19 protein-coding genes are annotated in these 19,328 nt (G+C 60.8%); 13 read left to right on the forward strand and 6 right to left on the reverse strand.

Annotation, left to right across the window (positions count from 1 at the left end):
• From JV201_RS00275 to JV201_RS00285, 3 genes are all read left to right on the forward strand, one after another.
• Positions 1 to 1,050, forward strand: a 1,050-nt coding sequence (locus JV201_RS00275; RefSeq protein WP_257903274.1) for a PA0069 family radical SAM protein, incomplete at its 5' end; no start/stop codon positions are given.
• Positions 1,051 to 1,246: 196 nt separating this feature from the next.
• Positions 1,247 to 1,978, forward strand: coding sequence for a carbonic anhydrase (locus JV201_RS00280; protein WP_076013306.1), 732 nt, complete (start codon positions 1,247 to 1,249; stop codon positions 1,976 to 1,978).
• Positions 1,979 to 2,063: 85 nt separating this feature from the next.
• A complete protein-coding gene (locus tag JV201_RS00285; protein ID WP_008439613.1) occupies positions 2,064 to 3,611 on the forward strand; it encodes a SulP family inorganic anion transporter in 1,548 nt (515 codons plus the stop codon).
• A 129-nt stretch (positions 3,612 to 3,740) separates the two neighbouring features.
• Here the strand turns inward: JV201_RS00285 and JV201_RS00290 are convergent, their stop codons facing one another.
• Positions 3,741 to 4,388, reverse strand: coding sequence for a hypothetical protein (locus tag JV201_RS00290; RefSeq protein WP_177048221.1), 648 nt, complete (start codon positions 4,386 to 4,388; stop codon positions 3,741 to 3,743).
• A 368-nt stretch (positions 4,389 to 4,756) separates the two neighbouring features.
• On the opposite strand from JV201_RS00290, the gene coxB reads away from it, so the two are divergent.
• The 4 genes from coxB (at position 4,757) to JV201_RS00310 (ending at position 9,148) form a co-directional block, all read left to right on the forward strand.
• A complete protein-coding gene (gene coxB, locus JV201_RS00295; protein WP_003214854.1) occupies positions 4,757 to 5,884 on the forward strand; it encodes a cytochrome c oxidase subunit II in 1,128 nt (375 codons plus the stop codon).
• A 58-nt stretch (positions 5,885 to 5,942) separates the two neighbouring features.
• Complete coding sequence (gene ctaD / locus JV201_RS00300) at positions 5,943 to 7,532, forward strand: cytochrome c oxidase subunit I (protein WP_003214853.1); 1,590 nt, start codon at positions 5,943 to 5,945, stop codon at positions 7,530 to 7,532.
• Positions 7,533 to 7,673: 141 nt separating this feature from the next.
• Entirely contained in the window at positions 7,674 to 8,225 is a 552-nt protein-coding gene (locus JV201_RS00305) for a cytochrome c oxidase assembly protein (protein ID WP_008439615.1), read from the forward strand.
• A gap of 35 nt (positions 8,226 to 8,260) precedes the next feature.
• On the forward strand, positions 8,261 to 9,148 hold the full coding sequence (locus JV201_RS00310; protein WP_003214849.1) for a cytochrome c oxidase subunit 3: 888 nt from the start codon (positions 8,261 to 8,263) through the stop codon (positions 9,146 to 9,148).
• Between the two features lie 6 nt (positions 9,149 to 9,154).
• Here the strand turns inward: JV201_RS00310 and JV201_RS00315 are convergent, their stop codons facing one another.
• Positions 9,155 to 9,358 carry a twin transmembrane helix small protein gene (locus JV201_RS00315; RefSeq protein WP_010168612.1) on the reverse strand — a complete coding sequence of 68 codons (204 nt, stop codon included), beginning with the start codon at positions 9,356 to 9,358 and terminating at the stop codon, positions 9,155 to 9,157.
• A gap of 84 nt (positions 9,359 to 9,442) precedes the next feature.
• Here JV201_RS00315 and JV201_RS00320 point away from each other — a divergent pair, with 84 nt between their 5' ends.
• The 5 genes from JV201_RS00320 to JV201_RS00340 are packed head-to-tail and all read left to right on the forward strand — an operon-like array spanning position 9,443 to position 13,360.
• Positions 9,443 to 10,186 (forward strand): SURF1 family protein, encoded by a 744-nt coding sequence (locus JV201_RS00320; protein ID WP_177122400.1) that lies wholly within the window; start codon positions 9,443 to 9,445, stop codon positions 10,184 to 10,186.
• Complete coding sequence (locus JV201_RS00325) at positions 10,152 to 10,751, forward strand: hypothetical protein (RefSeq protein WP_023659276.1); 600 nt, start codon at positions 10,152 to 10,154, stop codon at positions 10,749 to 10,751. Before JV201_RS00320 ends, JV201_RS00325 begins: the two co-directional genes overlap by 35 nt.
• A 10-nt stretch (positions 10,752 to 10,761) precedes the next feature.
• Positions 10,762 to 11,841: a heme A synthase gene (locus JV201_RS00330; protein ID WP_177035394.1), complete on the forward strand. Its 1,080-nt coding sequence runs from the start codon at positions 10,762 to 10,764 to the stop codon at positions 11,839 to 11,841.
• On the forward strand, positions 11,829 to 12,728 hold the full coding sequence (gene cyoE, locus JV201_RS00335; protein ID WP_008439626.1) for a heme o synthase: 900 nt from the start codon (positions 11,829 to 11,831) through the stop codon (positions 12,726 to 12,728). The genes JV201_RS00330 and cyoE overlap by 13 nt, the downstream gene beginning before the upstream one ends.
• Complete coding sequence (locus tag JV201_RS00340) at positions 12,725 to 13,360, forward strand: SCO family protein (protein WP_003214837.1); 636 nt, start codon at positions 12,725 to 12,727, stop codon at positions 13,358 to 13,360. The genes cyoE and JV201_RS00340 overlap by 4 nt, the downstream gene beginning before the upstream one ends.
• A gap of 212 nt (positions 13,361 to 13,572) precedes the next feature.
• Here JV201_RS00340 and JV201_RS00345 read toward each other — a convergent pair whose 3' ends face one another.
• The 3 genes from JV201_RS00345 to JV201_RS00355 are packed head-to-tail and all read right to left on the reverse strand — an operon-like array spanning position 13,573 to position 16,079.
• Positions 13,573 to 14,346, reverse strand: coding sequence for a MetQ/NlpA family ABC transporter substrate-binding protein (locus JV201_RS00345; RefSeq protein ID WP_003214835.1), 774 nt, complete (start codon positions 14,344 to 14,346; stop codon positions 13,573 to 13,575).
• A gap of 51 nt (positions 14,347 to 14,397) precedes the next feature.
• Positions 14,398 to 15,072, reverse strand: coding sequence for a methionine ABC transporter permease (locus JV201_RS00350; protein ID WP_003214831.1), 675 nt, complete (start codon positions 15,070 to 15,072; stop codon positions 14,398 to 14,400).
• Positions 15,072 to 16,079: a methionine ABC transporter ATP-binding protein gene (locus JV201_RS00355; protein ID WP_003214829.1), complete on the reverse strand. Its 1,008-nt coding sequence runs from the start codon at positions 16,077 to 16,079 to the stop codon at positions 15,072 to 15,074. The genes JV201_RS00350 and JV201_RS00355 overlap by 1 nt, the downstream gene beginning before the upstream one ends.
• 268 nt (positions 16,080 to 16,347) lie before the next feature.
• On the opposite strand from JV201_RS00355, the gene katE reads away from it, so the two are divergent.
• On the forward strand, positions 16,348 to 18,489 hold the full coding sequence (gene katE, locus JV201_RS00360) for a catalase HPII (protein ID WP_003214827.1): 2,142 nt from the start codon (positions 16,348 to 16,350) through the stop codon (positions 18,487 to 18,489).
• 112 nt (positions 18,490 to 18,601) lie between these two features.
• Here katE and JV201_RS00365 read toward each other — a convergent pair whose 3' ends face one another.
• Positions 18,602 to 19,321 (reverse strand): PA5502 family lipoprotein, encoded by a 720-nt coding sequence (locus JV201_RS00365; RefSeq protein ID WP_003214825.1) that lies wholly within the window; start codon positions 19,319 to 19,321, stop codon positions 18,602 to 18,604.
• Positions 19,322 to 19,328: the final 7 nt, after the last annotated feature.

A 19,328-nucleotide genomic window follows, 5' to 3' on the forward strand; every position in this document is an offset into this window, starting at 1 on the left:
CCTCTGCCGCCTCGCGGGCGCGGCACGGCCACCAACCTGCACAACCGTTTTGCGCCCACTGTCAGCGTGGCGGAAGACGACGGCTGGTATCAGGAAGTGCCACAGACCCAGGGCACCGAAGTCCGTATCGAAACCGCGAAAACCATCATTACCCGCAACAGCTCGCCGGATATCCCGTTTGACCGGGCGATCAACCCGTACAGAGGCTGCGAGCATGGCTGTATCTACTGCTATGCGCGGCCCAGCCACGCATATTGGGACCTGTCGCCGGGGCTGGACTTCGAAACCAAGCTGATCGCCAAGACCAACGCCGCCGACGTGCTGGAGCAGCAACTGTCGAAACCGGGCTACACCTGCGCGCCGATCAACCTGGGCTCCAACACCGACCCGTACCAGCCCATCGAGCGCGAGTACAAGATCACCCGGCAAACCCTCGAAGTGCTGCTGCGCTACCGTCATCCGGTGACGATTATTACCAAGGGCTCGCTGATCCTGCGGGACCTCGACCTGCTGACCGAGCTGGCGCAGCAGCGGCTGGTGGCGGTGATGATCAGCCTCACCAGCCTGGACGATGAACTCAAGCGCATCCTCGAACCGCGCACGGCTGCACCCAAGGCCCGGCTGCGGGCGATCCGGGTGATGCGTGAGGCGGGGATCCCGGTGGGCGTGCTGTGTTCGCCGATGATCCCGATGATCAACGACAGCGAGCTGGAAAGCCTGCTGGCCGAAGCTCATGCCGCGGGGGCACAAAGCGCGGCGTACATGATGCTGCGTTTGCCTCTGGAGGTGGCGCCGCTGTTTGAGGAATGGCTGGCGGCCCATTACCCGCAGCGCGCGGCCCATGTGATGAGCCTGGTGCGGCAGGTGCGCGGCGGTGAGGTCTACGACAGCCGCTTCGGTGTACGCATGCGTGGCGAAGGGCCGTTTGCCGATTTGCTGGCGCAACGTTTCGCCAAGGCGATCAAACGATTGGGGCTCAACCGGCGGGAAGGGTTTAATCTGGATTGCACGGCGTTTTGTCCGCCGGGCAGACAGATGGCATTATTGTAAACTGCTGGATAAGCGTACTTTTCTGTAGGAATAGTCGCGTTTTGATATCACTGAAAGCCCTGATCTAGAGCGGTTCATTCAGTTTGAGTTAAGTTTCGGCGGGTACCTTGTTCATCGAGTGACTAATGAGTCGGTGCTTCAGTTTGGGCGCCGGCCGCACTGGAAAACTCCCCTGCTCCAACCAAGAGGATGAATTATGAGTGACAAGGATAAACAGCCGTTGGCTGCGTCGGCTTCAGCCCCACACGAGGCGGAATCCGCCGATGCAGCGCTGCAGCACATCGTTGAAGGCTTTTTGCATTTCCATAACGAGATCTTCCCCCAGCAGGAAGAGCTCTTCAAAAAACTCGCCACGGCCCAGAGCCCGCGGGCAATGTTCATTACCTGCGCCGACTCGCGCATCGTTCCCGAGCTGATCACCCAAAGCTCCCCTGGGGATTTGTTCGTGACCCGTAACGTCGGTAATGTCGTGCCCCCTTATGGGCAGATGAACGGCGGTGTTTCAACGGCTATCGAGTACGCGGTACTGGCCCTTGGTGTGCAGCACATCATCATTTGCGGCCACTCCGACTGCGGCGCCATGCGCGCGGTGCTCAACCCCCAAAGCCTGGAAAAAATGCCCACGGTAAAGGCCTGGCTGCGCCACGCCGAGGTCGCCAAGACCATGGTCCAGGACAACTGCGATTGCGCCAACGAACACGAAAGCATGCACGTGCTGACCGAAGAAAACGTTATCGCCCAACTGCAGCACCTGCGCACTCATCCCTCCGTGGCCTCGCGCATGGCCAACGGGCATTTGTTTATCCATGGCTGGGTCTACGACATCGAGACCAGCGAAATCAGGGCCTACGATGCGGATCAGGCAGCGTTCCTGCCCTTGAACGGTACCCAGCCGATTCCATCCGCGACGCCTAAAGCGCGCTTCTAAAACAATCCCCTGTCGGGTAACGCGATGGCTGCCATTCGAGCAGCCAGGCCTTGCCACGCCCGGCGAATGCCTCGGGAGAGTCATTATGCGTGCTGCTCAATTGAAAGCTGTGCTGCCACGGGAGCTGCTGGCTTCCGTGGTTGTGTTTCTGGTCGCCCTGCCGCTGTGCATGGGGATCGCCATCGCGTCCGGAATGCCTCCGGCCAAAGGCTTGATCACCGGGATCATCGGTGGCCTGGTGGTCGGTTGGCTGGCGGGGTCGCCGTTGCAAGTCAGCGGTCCGGCGGCAGGTTTGGCGGTGTTGGTGTTCGAACTGGTTCGCCAGCATGGCATGGCCATGCTCGGGCCGATCCTGTTGCTGGCGGGCTTCCTGCAATTGGTAGCCGGGCGTTTGCGCCTGGGCTGCTGGTTCCGCGTGACTGCGCCTGCAGTGGTGTACGGGATGCTGGCGGGGATCGGGGTGCTGATTGTCCTGTCGCAAGTACACGTGATGCTCGACGGTGTGCCAAAGCCCTCGGGGCTGGATAACCTCGCCGGCTTCCCTGCGGCACTGATCCAGGCGATCCCCACATTGGGCGGCGGGCTCGGCTGGCAGGCCGGTTTGCTCGGGCTGTCGACGATTATGGTGATGTGGCTGTGGGACAAATTTCGCCCGCAAAAGCTGCGCTTCGTCCCCGGCGCCCTGCTCGGCGTGGGCCTGGCGACAGTCACCAGCCTGGTGCTGGCGTTGCAGGTCAAGCGGGTGGAGGTGCCGGAAAACCTCGCGGATGCCATCGATTGGCTGCGCCCCAGCGACCTGCTGAACCTGGCGGATCCCAATCTGTTGATCGCAGCCTTCGCCGTGGCATTTATCGCCAGCGCTGAAACGCTGCTTTCGGCGGCGGCAGTCGACCGTATGCACAGTGGCCAGCGTTCCGACTTCGACAAGGAATTGTCGGCACAAGGCGTGGGCAACATGCTGTGTGGCCTGGTCGGCGCCCTGCCGATGACCGGTGTGATCGTGCGCAGTTCGGCCAACGTCCAGGCCGGCGCTACCACGCGTTTGTCAGCAATGTTCCACGGCTTGTGGCTGCTGGCGTTCGTGCTGTTGCTGTCCAGTGTGCTGCAAAGCATTCCGGTGGCAAGCCTGGCGGGTGTGCTGGTGTACACCGGGATCAAGCTGGTGGACATGAAGGCGTTTCGTGGCCTGGCGCGCTACGGGCGAATGCCGATGTTTACCTACGCGGCGACGGCGCTGGCGATCATCTTTACCGACCTGCTGACGGGTGTGTTGGTGGGCTTCGGGTTGACGCTGGTGAAGCTGGCGTTCAAGGCCTCACGCTTGAAGATAAGCCTGATCGACCTGCCGCAGGAGGGCGAGATGGAGCTGCGATTGACGGGGGCCGGGACCTTTCTCAAAGTGCCTGCATTGACCCAGGTGCTGTCGACGGTACCCGCCGGGACCACCTTGCATGTGCCGCTCAGTAACCTGAGCTATATCGACCACTCCTGCCTTGAGCTATTGGAGGAATGGGGTCGGGCCAATGCGGCCAAGGGCTCGAAGCTGATGATCGAGGCGCGGGGGTTGAAGCGCAGGTTGGAAGGACGGGTAAGAACGACGACCGGAATAGGCTCGGCGCCGTCTGTTGGCTGACGAAACCGGATCAAAATGTGGGAGCGGGCTTGCTCGCGAAGGCGCAGTGTCAGTCACYGAATGTGTTTCTGATACACCGCTTTCGCGAGCAAGCCCGCTCCCACATTGGATCTTTGCAAGCCGGCAAATCTAAGCTGGCTGGTCCAGCTCAAGACCCACGCCCAACTGCCGCGACAGGCACGGCCAGCGCTTCCACGCCGCTTCCGTGTCCGGGCTCTTGAGCTTGTCGCGGTACGCCTCGACCGACTCCAGGGCAAAACTCTCTTCGTTAAGCATCTCATCCACCGCGTGGTGCACCGCCTCATCTAGCTGATTGGCAAACGTCTCGCCGATCAATTGGTGGGCGATCACGTTCGCCACGGTGGTATCCAGCGGAATCAACGGCTGGCCGAAGTGCTTGATATACAGATCGTTGACCTCTTCCACCAGGCGATGCGCCAGGTAAGCCTCATCCAGCAAACCGTCCAGGCCTTCATGCCCGGCCAGGATCGCCGGCGGCTGCAGGAAGAAATGCTCGGCGATTTTCAGCACCGGTTTGATCTGGCTTTCAATACCGGCTTCGCGGGCGACATCGTTGGCCGCGTCCAGCAGATCGGGGACCTGGTCGATGTAGGCGCTTACAAAACGCGTCATCACGCCCTTGGCGTCGACGTCAGGCACGGAAATCGCCGGGTGCAGGTGCGGTAACTGGACTTCCAGCTGCTGAGCAAGCTGGCCAGTGCTGGATTCGTGTTGATGGGCACGGGAAATCTGCTCGCGCAATGCGGCGGTGTTCATGAAAGCTCCAGTGATGCAGGCGTAGGAAATAGGGAGAGCATAAGGTAGCTCGTTTATACGAGAGCCTAAGACGCATTTGTCATAATTATTTCATGGTTATGCGCTGGCGTTATATCAAATTGCCATCGTTCGTCGGATAACGCGCGCCACCGGTCCTGTTGTGTGGTCCGTTTCCTCATTTTCGTTCATTTGCCCGATCACATTGCGGGGTGGCGGTCGCTGTCTATACTCGATTTTGTACGCAATTAGCTGATGACGCCCGACTGCATGAGCAGGCAAGGCTTGGCGGTTGTAAGCAGTATGGAAGCCGCTCCCTTGGCCGCAGGTGCAAACCGGCGGGATAACAAGAATGATAAGGGGAACCCGCAATGACGCGACATCCACATGTTTGGATGGGCCTCCTGTTGTGGTCAGTATTCGGCCAGGCGCAAGCCGCCTGGACAACGAATATGGCGCCAGGGGCCACTGAAGTCAGTCACGCCGTGTTTGACCTGCACATGACCATTTTCTGGATTTGTGTGGCGATTGGCATCGTCGTGTTTGGCGCGATGTTCTGGTCGATGATCGTTCACCGGCGCTCCACGGGACAGGTGGCAGCCAAGTTCCACGAGAGTACGACGGTGGAGATTCTCTGGACCGTGGTGCCCTTGCTGATCCTGGTGGCGATGGCCATTCCGGCCACCAAGACGCTGATCAACATCTACGACAGCACTGAGTCGGATATCGATATCCAGGTCACCGGCTACCAGTGGAAGTGGCATTACAAATACCTGGGCCAGGATGTCGAGTTCTTCAGCAACCTGGCCACGCCCGCCGAGCAGATCCATAACCAGGCCGTCAAAGGCGAGCATTACCTGTTGGAAGTCGACCAGCCGCTGGTGCTGCCGGTGGGTGCCAAGGTGCGTTTCCTGGTGACCGCTGCGGACGTGATCCACTCCTGGTGGGTGCCGGCGTTTGCGGTGAAGCGTGATGCGATTCCCGGCTTCGTCAACGAGGCCTGGACCCGCATCGAAAAGCCCGGCATCTATCGCGGCCAGTGCGCCGAACTGTGCGGCAAGGACCACGGCTTCATGCCGATCGTGGTGGAGGTCAAATCCAAGGCCGACTACGACACCTGGCTCGGCGAGCGTAAGGAAGAGGCCGCCAAGCTCAAGGAGCTGACCTCCAAGGAATGGACCCTGGATGAGCTGGTGGCCCGTGGCGACAAGATCTACCACACCACCTGCGTCGCCTGTCACCAGGCCGAAGGCCAGGGCCTGCCGCCGATGTTCCCGGCGCTCAAGGGCTCGCCGATTGCCACCGGGCCCAAGGAAGACCACCTGCACCGCGTGTACTTCGGCAAGCCCGGCACCGCCATGGCGGCGTTCGGCAAGCAACTGTCGGAAGTCGATATCGCGGCGGTCGTGACCTATGAACGTAACGCCTGGGGCAACAACAAAGGCGACATGGTCACACCTAAAGACGTACTGGCTCTGAAACAGGCGGAAAGCAAATGACTTCCTTCATTGCATATTCCCTGAACCGTCCCGCCCACTCGTTCGCAGGAGAAAGGCCATGAGCGCTGTGATCGATGACCACGGTCATGCCGGTGACCACGCTCACGGCCCCGCCAAGGGCCTGATGCGTTGGGTACTGACCACCAACCACAAAGACATCGGCACGATGTACCTGTGGTTCAGCTTCTGCATGTTCCTGCTTGGTGGCTCGTTTGCCATGGTGATCCGTGCCGAGCTGTTCCAGCCGGGTTTGCAGATCGTCGAGCCGGCGTTCTTCAATCAGATGACCACCATGCACGGCCTGGTGATGGTGTTCGGTGCGGTGATGCCAGCGTTTGTCGGCCTGGCCAACTGGATGATTCCGTTGATGATCGGCGCGCCCGACATGGCCCTGCCGCGCATGAACAACTTCAGTTTCTGGCTGTTGCCGGCGGCGTTCCTGATGCTGGTTTCCACCCTGTTCATGCCCGGCGGCGGGCCGAACTTCGGCTGGACCTTCTACGCCCCGCTCTCCACCACCTACGCGCCGGAAAGCGTGACGTTCTTCATCTTCGCCATCCACTTGATGGGCATCAGTTCGATCATGGGCGCGATCAACGTCATCGCCACCATCCTCAACCTGCGCGCTCCCGGCATGACGTTGATGAAAATGCCGCTGTTCGTCTGGACCTGGCTGATCACAGCCTTCCTGCTGATCGCGGTGATGCCGGTGCTGGCGGGCTGCGTGACCATGATGCTGATGGACATCCACTTCGGCACCAGCTTCTTCAGTGCCGCCGGTGGCGGTGACCCGGTGTTGTTCCAGCATGTGTTCTGGTTCTTCGGCCACCCCGAGGTGTACATCATGATCCTGCCGGCGTTCGGTGCCGTCAGCTCGATCATCCCGACCTTCTCGCGCAAGCCGCTGTTCGGCTACACCTCGATGGTGTACGCCACGGCGAGCATCGCGTTCCTGTCGTTCATCGTGTGGGCGCACCACATGTTCGTGGTGGGCATCCCGCTGGTGGGCGAGCTGTTCTTCATGTACGCCACGCTGCTGATCGCGGTGCCCACGGGCGTGAAAGTGTTCAACTGGGTCAGCACCATGTGGCAAGGCTCGCTGACCTTCGAGACGCCGATGCTGTTCGCGGTGGCCTTCGTGATTCTGTTCACCATCGGCGGTTTCTCCGGGCTGATGCTGGCCATCGCCCCGGCGGATTTCCAGTACCACGACACCTACTTCGTGGTGGCGCACTTCCATTACGTACTGGTGCCTGGGGCGATCTTCGGGATCTTCGCCTCGGCCTACTACTGGCTGCCGAAATGGACCGGCCACATGTACGACGAAACCCTGGGCAAGCTGCACTTCTGGCTGTCGTTCGTGGGGATGAACATGGCGTTCTTCCCGATGCACTTCGTAGGGCTTGCCGGCATGCCGCGTCGGGTGCCGGACTACAACCTGCAGTTCGCCGACTTCAACATGGTCTCCTCCATCGGTGCCTTCACCTTTGGCGCGACGCAGATCTTCTTCCTGTTCATCGTCATCAAGTGCATCCGTGGCGGCCCGCCTGCGCCGGCCAAGCCGTGGGATGGCGCCGAAGGGCTGGAGTGGAGCATTCCTTCGCCCGCGCCGTACCACACCTTCACCACGCCACCGGAGGTCAAATGAACACCTCCCTATCCTGTGGGAGCTGGCTTGCCTGCGATGGCATCACTTCGGTGTACCTGAAAGACCGAGTTGCCAGCATCGCAGGCAAGCCAGCTCCCACAGAAAGGCCATTCGCAGAACATTCATTCGCAGGTGGCCGCCATGCTTGAGTCCGTGCCTATCAAGCGCCTGGTCACGCGCCTGCTGATCCTGGTGGTGGCGATGTTCGCCTTCGGGTTTGCCCTGGTGCCGATCTACGACGTGATGTGCAAGGCGTTCGGCATCAATGGCAAGACCGCCGGGCAGTACGAAGGCGAGCAGGTGGTGGACCCGACGCGGCAGGTGCGGGTGCAGTTCCTGTCCACCAATGCCATCGATATGGTCTGGGAATTCCACTCCAAGGCCGACGAGGTGGTGGTCAATCCCGGCGCAGTCACCGAGATGCTGTTCGTGGCCTACAACCCCACCGACAAGCCGATGACCGCCCAGGCGGTGCCGAGCATTTCGCCGGCCGAGGCGGCGATGTACTTCCACAAGACCGAGTGTTTTTGCTTCACCCAGCAAGTGCTACAGCCAGGTCAGCGCATAGAGATGCCGGTGCGCTTCATTGTCGACCGCGACATGCCCAAGGATGTGAAGCATTTGACCCTGGCGTACACGCTGTTCGATATCACCGCGCGCCAACCGCCCGTGGCTGTCCATACCGGCGGCTAGGCGTTGCTTGCGGGCTCGATTAGGAGAACGAATACATGTCGACTCATGATACGTACTACGTACCAGCGCAAAGCAAATGGCCAATAATTGCTACGTTGGGGATGCTGATCACGGTGTTCGGATTGGCGACCTGGTTCAACGATTTGAAGGCCGCACGCCCGGAATCCCACGGCCCGCTGATCTTTTTCGTCGGTGGCTTGCTGCTGGCCTACATGATGTTTGGCTGGTTCGGCGCGGTGATCAAGGAAAGTCGCGCCGGTTTGTACAGTTCGCAGATGGACCGCTCCTTTCGCTGGGGCATGACCTGGTTCATCTTTTCCGAAGTGATGTTCTTCATCGCGTTTTTCGGTGCGCTGTTTTATGTGCGGCACATGTCGGCGCCGTGGCTGGCGGGCGAAGGCCACAAGGGCATCGCGCACATGCTGTGGCCGAACTTCGAATTTGCCTGGCCGCTGCTGAACAATCCTGACCCGAAAATGTTTCCGGCGCCCAAGGGCACCATCAGCCCGTGGGGCTTGCCGCTGATCAACACGATCTTGCTGGTCAGCTCCAGCGTGACCATCACTATCGCCCACCATGCCTTGCGCAAAGGCCATCGCGGCGCACTGAAGATCTGGCTCGCGATCACCGTGTTGCTGGGTTGGGCGTTTCTCGGGTTCCAGGCCGAGGAATACATCCATGCCTATAAGGAGTTGGGCCTGACCCTGGGTTCCGGCGTGTACGGCGCGACCTTCTTCATGCTCACCGGCTTCCACGGTGCCCACGTGACCATCGGCACGATCATTTTGTTTGTGATGCTGATGCGCATCCTGAAGGGGCATTTCAACAACGAACACCAGTTCGGGTTCGAGGCGGCCAGTTGGTATTGGCACTTTGTGGACGTGGTGTGGATCGGGCTGTTTTTCTTCGTTTACGTGCTTTGAGGTGTTTCACCAAGGCGCATGAGATACCAGTTGGCCGCTGAAGAAACCCCAGGTGATCAACCCCAGGGTGATCACGGCCAGCACCACACGCACGGTCAAGGCAGTGACGAGGCGGTTGGAGTTGCCCTCGTCCTTGACCAGGAAGAACAAGCCACTGAACAGGCTCACGACGGTAGCAATCAGCATCAGGGCAATGGCTGCTTTGAGCATGGTGGGCTCCGGGGCTCTTTTTTGGAGGGGGCGAGCAATGAGATTCAGTATAGCCAGCGCAGCACCGACCTCTGCGGCAATGCCATGAAACCCTTTCGCCCCGGTATTGCGCCGACGCTGGTGGTACTCGTGCTGCTGCCGTTACTGGTATTTCTCGGCTTTTGGCAGCTGTCTCGCGGTCACGAAAAACAGGCGCTGCTGGACACTTACGCCGAGCGCCGCGCTGCCGAGCCCATGAGCAGTACGCAACTGCAGGCCACCGAAGATCCGGCGTTCCGTCGTGTGCATTTGCGCGGGCAGTTCGATGCCGAGCACAGCGTGTTGCTGGATAACCGCTTTCGCGACGGCAAGGTCGGTGTGGAGCTACTGCAACCTTTCCATGATCAGGCCAGCGGCGAGTGGCTGTTGCTCAATCGTGGCTGGCTGCCCTGGCCGGACCGCCGTGCACCGCCGGTTTTCACCACTCCCGAACAACTGTTGAATCTCGACGCCTGGGTCTATGTGGCGCCTGGTGAGACCTTCCAGTTGCATGCCGATCCGGCGGGCGCACAGTGGCCACGATTGTTGACCGCGCTGCATCCCGCAGCGCTGTGGACCGAGTTGGGTCGCAGCGGATTCGCCTATGAAGTGCGGGCTGAAGCGGGCCCGGCCACCTACGAAACCAGCTGGCCCGTGGTCGCCATGGGCCCGGAAAAACACCTGGGCTACGCCGTGCAGTGGTTCGCCATGGCGGTGGCGCTGTTCGGCCTTTACCTCTACCTCGGATGGCACAACACAAAAAAGGAGAAGCGCCATGGGAGCGGCCATGAATCCACTCAACATGTCTGACACGCCGGCAGCGCCCAATCGGCGCAAGGGCCGTTGGCAACTGATCCTGATCCTGCTGATGGTGGTCGGCCCGATGGTGCTCGCCACCTTTATGTACAAATTGCAGTTCTGGGTGCCGGACAGCCGCAGCTACCACGGCGAGATGATCGGCAATGGCCAGACCCGTGCCGACATTGGCGTGCAGGCTGACGAAGACCGCTGGCAACTGCTGGTCACCGCGCCCACCGCCTGCGCCGCCGACTGCCAGCAACTGGTGTACCTCGCACGCCAACTCCAGATCGGCCTGGGCCGTGATGCCTCCCGCGCCAGCCACGCCCTGGCCAGTGCGCAGCCGGTCAGCACCGCGTATGACGCCAAACTCAAGGCCGAATACCCGCAACTGCAACGCTATTCCCTGGACCTGTCGACCTTCAACAAAGACGCCGCCGCCCAAGGCAGCGGCGATGCCCAGCTGTGGATCGTCGACCCCCACGGCAACCTGGTGCTGCGCTACGACGCCCGCGTCAAGGGCAAGGACCTGCTCAACGACCTGCGCCTGCTGCTGAAACTGTCGAACATCGGATAAGGACACCGTCATGGCCAAACCTGGATTTCGCCTCGCGCTGTTTGCCACCCTGCTGGCCCTGATCGTGGTGCTGCTGGGCGCCTATACCCGCCTTACCCACGCGGGTCTCGGTTGCCCGGACTGGCCGGGTTGCTATGGCTTTATCAGCGTGCCGAAAAGCGAAGCCCAGCTGGCCCATGCCGAACTGCATTACCCGGACACGCCGGTCGAGGCGGACAAGGGCTGGAACGAGATGACCCACCGTTACTTCGCCGGCACCCTCGGGCTGTTGATCGTGCTGCTGGCGGCGCGCGCCTGGACCCATCGGCATCATCCGGGCCAGCCGTTGAAGCTGCCGTTGTTCCTGTTGGCGGTGGTGTTCGCCCAGGCAGCGTTTGGCATGTGGACGGTGACGCTGAAGCTCTGGCCGCAAGTGGTCACCGGGCATTTATTGGGCGGGTTTGCGACGTTGAGCCTGCTGTTCTTGCTGACGCTGCGATTGTCCGGCGTATTGCCGGCGCTGATCGTGCCCAGGCGTTTGCAGTATTGGGCCACGGCCGGGCTGGTGCTGGTGATCGGCCAGATCGCGCTGGGTGGATGGGTCAGCTCCAACTACGCAGCCGTGGCGTGTATCGACCTGCCGACCTGTCACGGGCAATGGTGGCCGGCGGCGGATTTCGCCAATGGCTTTCACCTGACCCAGCATATCGGCCCCAATTACCTCGGCGGGCAACTGGACAGTGATGCGCGCACGGCGATTCACCTCACCCACCGGATTGGCGCGCTGCTGGTCACTGTCGTGTTGCTGGGCCTGGCCTGGCAGCTCAAGGTGGTCGGCATGACCCGCCTGGCGGGCCTGTTGCTGATCGCCCTGACGGCGCAACTCTGCCTGGGCCTGAGTAACGTGTACTTCCACCTGCCGCTGCCGGTTGCGGTCGCGCATAACGCCGGCGGCGCGGCGTTGCTGCTGACGCTGGTGCTGGTCAATTACCACGCCCGCACCAGCCTGGTTCGGGTGCGACATCAGTTGCCGTTCGGCTGGCGCTTCAGCCCGCGTAAACACGTGTCGGGCCTCATAACCATTAAAGGAGAGATGCCATGGCGACCTTGATCAGCGAGCGTCACAGCCAGGCGATCTGGCGTGACTATCTGGAGCTGACCAAGCCAAAAGTGGTGGTGCTGATGCTCATCACCTCGCTGGTGGGCATGTTCCTCGCCACCCGCGCCGGGGTACCGTGGCCGGTGCTGATTTTCGGCAACCTGGGGATCGCGCTGTGTGCCGGCGGCGCGGCGGCGGTCAACCATGTGGTGGACCGGCGCATCGATGCGCTGATGGCGCGTACCCATAAGCGCCCGCTGGCGGAAGGGCGCGTATCGCCTGTGGCGGCGCTTGTTTTTGCGATGGTGCTGGCGGTGGCCGGGCTGGCGCTGTTGCTGGCGTTTACCAATCCGCTGGCCGCCTGGCTGACCCTGGCTTCACTGTTGGGCTACGCCGTGATCTACACCGGTTTTCTCAAGCGTGCGACGCCGCAGAACATCGTCATCGGTGGGCTGGCTGGCGCCGCGCCGCCGTTGCTGGGTTGGGTTGCCGTCACTGGCCACGTCAGCGCCGAGCCGTTGCTGCTGGTGCTGATCATCTTCGCCTGGACCCCGCCGCACTTCTGGGCCCTGGCGATTCACCGCAAGGAGGAATACGCCAAGGCCGACATCCCGATGCTGCCCGTGACCCACGGCGAGCACTACACCAAGGTGCATATCCTGCTCTACACCTTCGCCTTGCTGGCGGTCAGCCTGATGCCCTATGTCATCCACATGAGCGGCATGCTGTACCTGGTGTGCGCACTGGTTCTGGGCGGGCGCTTTCTGCAATGGGCCTGGGTGCTGTACCGTGGCAGTCGGCCGCACGCGGCGATCAACACCTTCAAGTACTCTATCTGGTACTTGTTCGCGCTGTTTATCGCCCTGCTCGTAGACCATTACCTATTGTTGAACCTATGACTCGAACTCAAAAAACTGTCTTCATTCTGGTGGCCATTGTCGCGTTGATCATGGGCCTGACCGTCAACAAAGTCCTGAGTGGCAAAGGCCAGGGCGACCCGACGGCCTTGATCGATGCCGGCATCATCCTGCTGCCGCAAAGCCGCCAGTTGCCGCCGGTGACCATGACCAACCAGGACGGCCAGCCGGTGGTGGTCAACGAGCTGAAAGGCAAGTGGAGCGTGCTGTTCTTCGGCTACACCTTCTGCCCGGACATCTGTCCGACCACCCTCGCCCAGCTGCGGCAGATCAAGAGCGAGCTGCCCAAAGACGTTGTGGATAAGTTGCAGGTGATTTTGGTCAGCGTTGACCCGAACCGCGATACACCGGCGCAGCTCAAGCAGTACCTGGGCTACTTCGATCCACAGTTCGAGGGCTTGACCGGTGCGAATGTGGACGATGTGCAGAAGGTTTCGAATGCGGTGAGCATTCCGTTTATTCCGGCAGACACCAGCAAGCCCAACTACACCGTCGACCACAGCGGCAACCTTGCGCTGATCGGGCCGGATGGAACGCAACGCGGGTTTATCCGGGCGCCGTTGAACAACCAGAAGCTGGTAGCGCAGTTCCCGGGGTTGTTGCAGCGTAAATAAGCCTGCCGACCATTTTCTGAGCGACACAAATCAAATGTGGGAGCGGGCTTGCTCGCGAAGGCGGTGTGTCAGTCAACAGATGTATCGACTGAACCACCGCCTTCGCGAGCAAGCCCGCTCCCACATTGGTTTGGATCGTTCCCACGCTCTGCGTGGGAATGCCCCACTGGACGCTCTGCGTCCGCTTTTTCGATCGGGGTTTCGGCCTTGGATCAGAACGCCGGCAGGATCGCGCCTTTGTACTTCTCAAGAATGAACGCTTTCACTTCCGGGGTGTGCAGGGCTGCAACCAGCTTCTTCACCGCATCCGAATCCTTGTTGTCTTCGCGGGTCACCAGGATGTTCACGTAAGGCGAGTCGTTGCCTTCGATCACCAGGGCGTCCTTGGAGGGGTCCAGCTTGGCTTCCAGGGCGTAGTTGGTGTTGATCAGCGCCAGGTCGACCTGGGTCAGCACGCGCGGCAGGGTGGCGGCTTCCAGTTCGCGGAATTTCAGGCCTTTCGGGTTTTCAGTGATGTCCTTGATGGTCGACAGGATGTTGGTCGGGTCCTTCAGGGTGATCAGGTTGTGCTTGGCCAGCAGCAACAGCGCACGGCCGCCGTTGGTGGCGTCGTTCGGGATCACGACGTTGGCGCCGCTTGGCAGGTCTTCCAGCTTCTTGTACTTGCTGGAGTAGGCGCCCAGAGGCTCCAGGTGCACAGCGCCAACGCTCACCAGATGAGTGCCCTTGGCTTTGTTGAACTCATCCAGGTACGGCTGGTGCTGGAAGAAGTTGGCGTCCAGGCGCTTTTCGGCTACCTGTACGTTTGGCTGAACGTAGTCGGTGAAGACTTTGACCTGCAGGTCTACGCCTTCCTTGGCCAGAGCCGGCTTCACGAATTCGAGGATTTCAGCGTGCGGCACCGGGGACGCGGCCACGGTGAGGGTTTCGGCGGCGTGGGCGGAGAACGCGGCAACGGCGGCGAAAGCAACCAGTAGTTTTTTCATTCAACAAGCTCCTTGTTCGGGAATTGGCCGGCTTAACGCCGGCAATAGCCGTTATTTTCGAGAAAAGTGCACCACCAGCTTGTCGCCGACGGTTTGCAGAATTTGTACCAGGATCAGCAGCAGCACCACGGTGACCACCATCACGTCGGTCTGGAAGCGCTGATAACCGAAGCGGATCGCCAAGTCACCCAGGCCACCGGCACCCACTACGCCGGCCATGGCCGTGTAGGAAACCAGTGTAATCGCCGTCACCGTAATCGCCGCGAAGATGCCGGGGCGGGCTTCGGGCAGCAACGCGTTGGTAATGATCTGGCGAGTGGTCGCGCCCATGGCCTGGGTCGCTTCGATAATCCCGCGGTCCACTTCACGCAGCGCCGTTTCCACCAGGCGCGCAAAGAACGGCGTGGCACCCACCACCAGCGGTGGAATTGCACCGGCAACACCCAGCGAGGTGCCGGTGATCAGCACCGTGAACGGGATCATTACGATCAACAGGATAATGAACGGCAGCGAACGCAGGATGTTCACCACCAGCGACAACAGCGCATAAACATTCTTTTGTTCGAACAGCTGACGCGGGCTGCACAGGAACAGCAGCACGCCCAACGGCAAGCCCAGCAATACGGTGAACAGCAGCGAGCCGAACAGCATGGTCATGGTGTCGCCGGTGGCGAGCAGGATTTCCGACCAGTCGATGTTCGAGAAAAAGCTCAAGAGGATTTCCATTAGCGCAGCACCTCCATATGGACGTCTGCCGCGGTGAAGGCGGCGAAGGCGGCCTCCATGTCACCGCCGGTGACGGCGAGGGTCAGTTGCCCGTAGGGAATGTCTTTGATGCGGTCGATACGACCGGCGAGGATGCTGTAGTCCACACCCGTGTCGCGGGCGACGGTACCCAGCAGCGGCGCGTAGGTCGCTTCGCCCTGGAATGTCAGGCGCACGATGCGCCCCGGTACATGGGCGAAGTCATCACGCTGTTCGCCTTCGTCGACTTGCTCGGATTCCTGCACGAAGCGCTTGGTGGTCGGGTGCTTGGGGTGCAGGAATACATCGGCGACGGTGCCTTGCTCGACGATCACGCCGGCATCCATCACGGCCACGTGGTCGCACACGCGGCGGATCACGTCCATTTCATGGGTGATCAGCACGATGGTCAGCTTCAGCTCGCGGTTGATCTCGGCCAGCAGTTGCAGGACCGAGGCCGTGGTCTGCGGGTCGAGGGCGCTGGTGGCTTCGTCGCACAGCAGGATTTTCGGCTTGGTGGCCAGGGCGCGGGCGATGCCGACGCGCTGCTTCTGGCCGCCCGACAACTGCGCCGGGTACTTCTTGGCGTGGTCGGACAGGCCGACCCGGGCCAGCAATTCGGCCACGCGCAGGTCGATTTCCTTGCGGGAAAGTTCGCCCGCGAGGGTCAGCGGCAGCGCCACGTTGTCGGCAACGGTCTTGGATGCCAGCAGGTTGAAGTGCTGGAAGATCATCCCGACCTGTTGCCGGAAACGGCGCAGGCCGTTGGCGTCGAGGGCGGTGACTTCTTCGTCATCGACCTTGATCTGGCCGCCGCTGGGTTGCTCCAGGCGGTTGATCAGACGCAGCAAAGTACTTTTTCCCGCACCGGAATGGCCGATCAGACCAAACACCTGGCCATTTTCGACGCGCAGGTTGGTGGGATGCAGTGCGGGGATATCCTTACCGGCGACCCGGTAGGTTTTATGGACGTTATGAAACTCGATCACGTAGCGAACCTTGTGGGGCGCATTAAAAAGGGATCAGCGGTTAGCCGGGCGCGCATTTTAGCCTGTCCGTATAGCGTTTCTTAGCATTTATTTCTCATCCGACCAGCGATTTGGCAATAACGCGATCAAAGGTCATAAAAAAGGAACGGTACAAAACCGTGTCAGTCACTACATAAGCAACTCGAAACTCCCAGGTGCCGTGCCTGGGGTTTTGCTCAAGAAGAGCCGGGGATCGCTCTGGCCTACGCAAACGAGGAGTTTTTGTCTGATGAGTACTAAAAAGCCAGTTACCCCGCCCAAGAGCGAACTTGCGGGCACCGACACTCTGGACCGTGGCAACACCAACGCCAAGCTGCAAAGCCTGGAAACATTCCGCTCCGACGCGACGGGCCAGGCACTGCGCACCAACCAGGGCGTGAAGGTTTCCGATAACCAGAACAGCTTGAAGGTCGGCTCCCGTGGCCCATCGCTGCTGGAAGACTTCATCATGCGTGAAAAAATCACGCACTTTGACCATGAGCGGATCCCGGAACGTATCGTTCATGCTCGGGGTACCGGTGCCCATGGTTATTTCCAGACCTACGAAAACCACTCGGCGCTGACCAAGGCCGGATTCCTGCGTAACCCGGAACATAAAACCCCGGTATTTGCGCGCTTTTCCACGGTTCAGGGCCCACGCGGCTCCGGCGATACCGTGCGTGACGTGCGTGGGTTTGCCGTAAAGTTCTTCACCGATGAGGGCAACTTCGACCTGGTGGGCAACAACATGCCGGTGTTTTTCATTCAGGACGCGATCAAGTTTCCTGACTTCGTGCATGCGGTAAAACCTGAGCCCCACAACGAGATTCCTACCGGCGGCTCGGCCCACGATACGTTCTGGGATTTTGTTTCGCTGCAGCCGGAGTCGGCGCACATGGTGATCTGGGCCATGTCTGACCGGGCGATCCCGAAAAGCCTGCGAACCATGCAGGGGTTTGGCGTGCACACCTTCCGCCTGGTGAATGCCGAGGGCAAATCCAACTTCGTCAAATTCCACTGGCGGCCTACCGTCGGCACCTGCTCCCTGGTGTGGGACGAGGCGCAGAAGCTGGCGGGCAAAGACACGGACTTCCACCGTCGTGACCTGTGGGAATCCATTGAAAGTGGCGATTACCCGGAGTGGGAATTGGGCGTGCAGATCATCGCCGAAGAGGACGAGCATAAGTTCGACTTCGATATTCTCGACCCGACCAAGCTGATCCCCGAAGAGCTGGTGCCGATCACGCCGTTGGGCAAAATGGTGCTCAACCGCAACCCGGACAACTACTTTGCCGAGACCGAGCAAGTGGCGTTCTGCCCGGGGCATATCGTGCCGGGCATCGACTTCTCCAATGACCCGCTGCTGCAAGGCCGTCTGTTTTCCTACACCGATACGCAGATCAGCCGACTGGGTGGGCCGAACTTTCACGAGTTGCCGATCAACCGTCCGGTAGCGCCGTTCCATAACGGCCAGCGCGATGCCATGCACCGCACCACCATCGACAAGGGCCGCGCGTCCTACGAGCCGAACTCGATTGATGGCGGCTGGCCGAAAGAAACTCCGCCTGCGGCGCAGGACGGTGGTTTTGAGACGTATCCGGAGCGCATTGATGCCCACAAGATCCGTGAGCGCAGCGAGTCGTTCGGTGATCACTTCTCCCAGGCGCGCCTTTTTTTCCGCAGCATGAGCAAGCACGAGCAGGAGCACATCATCGCCGCCTACAGCTTTGAACTGGGCAAGGTGGAGCGTGAATTTATTCGCGCTCGCCAGGTGAACGAGATCCTCGCCAACATCGACTTGGAACTGGCCAAGCGTGTGGCGCAGAACCTGGGCTTGCCAGCACCGACTAAAGGTACGGTGCCAGAGCGCAAGACGTCTCCGGAACGCTCGCCAGCGTTGAGCCAGGCCAATTTGCTGTCGGGTGATATCAAGACCCGCAAGGTGGCGATTCTGGCGGCGAACGGTGTTGATGGTGCGGCGATTGATGCCTTGAAGAAGGCGCTTGAGGCCGCAGGTGCGCATGCGAAGTTGCTGGGGCCTACCTCGGCGCCGGTAACGACGGCGGATGGCAAGAGCCTTCCGGTGGACGCTTCCATGGAAGGCTTGCCTTCGGTGGCGTTCGATGCGGTGTTTGTGCCGGGTGGCGCCAAGTCGGTTCAGGCGTTGAGCGCTGATGGTGTGGCGTTGCATTACCTGCTGGAGGCCTACAAGCACTTGAAAGCAATTGCCCTGGCCGGTGAGGCGAAGCAGTTGCTGGATGTGCTGAAGCTTGAGGCGGATGCGGGCTTGATTGTGGGCGGCGACGCGAAGGCGTTTAAGGCGTTCTTTGCGGCGATTGCCCAGCATCGGGTCTGGGATCGGGAGCCGAAGGCTAAAGCTGTTCCGGCTTAAGGTATCGGTCGTTTGTTAGATCGCCTTCGCGAGCAAGCCCGCTCCCACATTTGACCGCATTCCAAAGTTGGAACTCGGTTAAATGTGGGAGCGGGCTTGCTCGCGAATGGCGTTATTCAGTCTTACGCGGAATCAGCACGACCTGCGCCGGAACCTTCTTCAGGATCTGCCGGTGAATCTTCAGGTCATACCCCGAATCGATGCGCTTCACCCGTTTGGTCAGCAACGTGGCCAGCCATGGGTAATCTTCGGTGCGCGGTGCCTGGATGCTCACATCGCACTGGTAATTCACCACATCGGTGGCGATCTCATCCAGTTGATGGCGCAGTGCCTCGATATCGGTGAGGTTCAGCGCAACCGTAGTGCTTGGCGCTGCCGGGTCGATGACCTTGGCCGGCGGCTTGGCTTCGGCGGCTTTCAGGGCGGCTTCGGCTTTGTCCAGCTCGACTTTACGGGCATGGGCGATCGCACTGTTGACGCCACCGGTCAGCGCCGGAGCCTTGGGCATCAATGCCCGTGCGCGGCTCAGGGCCGTCGCGGCAGCGTTGACATCACCCTTTTGCAGGACGATCTGGCTGCGCTGCAAATAGGCTTCGGCCAGTTGGCGCTGATAAGGCTCCAGCGCCGGGTCGTTGGGCGACTGGGCCTGCAAGGCGGCCAGCTCGTCTTCGGCGGTGGCCAGTTCACTGCTGGCGAGGTTTTGCTCCAGCTGTGCGATGGCCGCAGCACGTGCGTCCGGCGCCTGGGGGGCGGCGGGCGGGGTGCTTTGGCAGGCGCCCAGCAGCAAGGAAAATGCGGCAAGGAGCAGATAACGGGCGTTGAACAGCTTCATTCCTGCG

Origin of the sequence: Pseudomonas sp. Colony2, from assembly GCF_019382755.1 — a bacterium.
In the GTDB taxonomy this organism is placed as follows: domain Bacteria; phylum Pseudomonadota; class Gammaproteobacteria; order Pseudomonadales; family Pseudomonadaceae; genus Aquipseudomonas.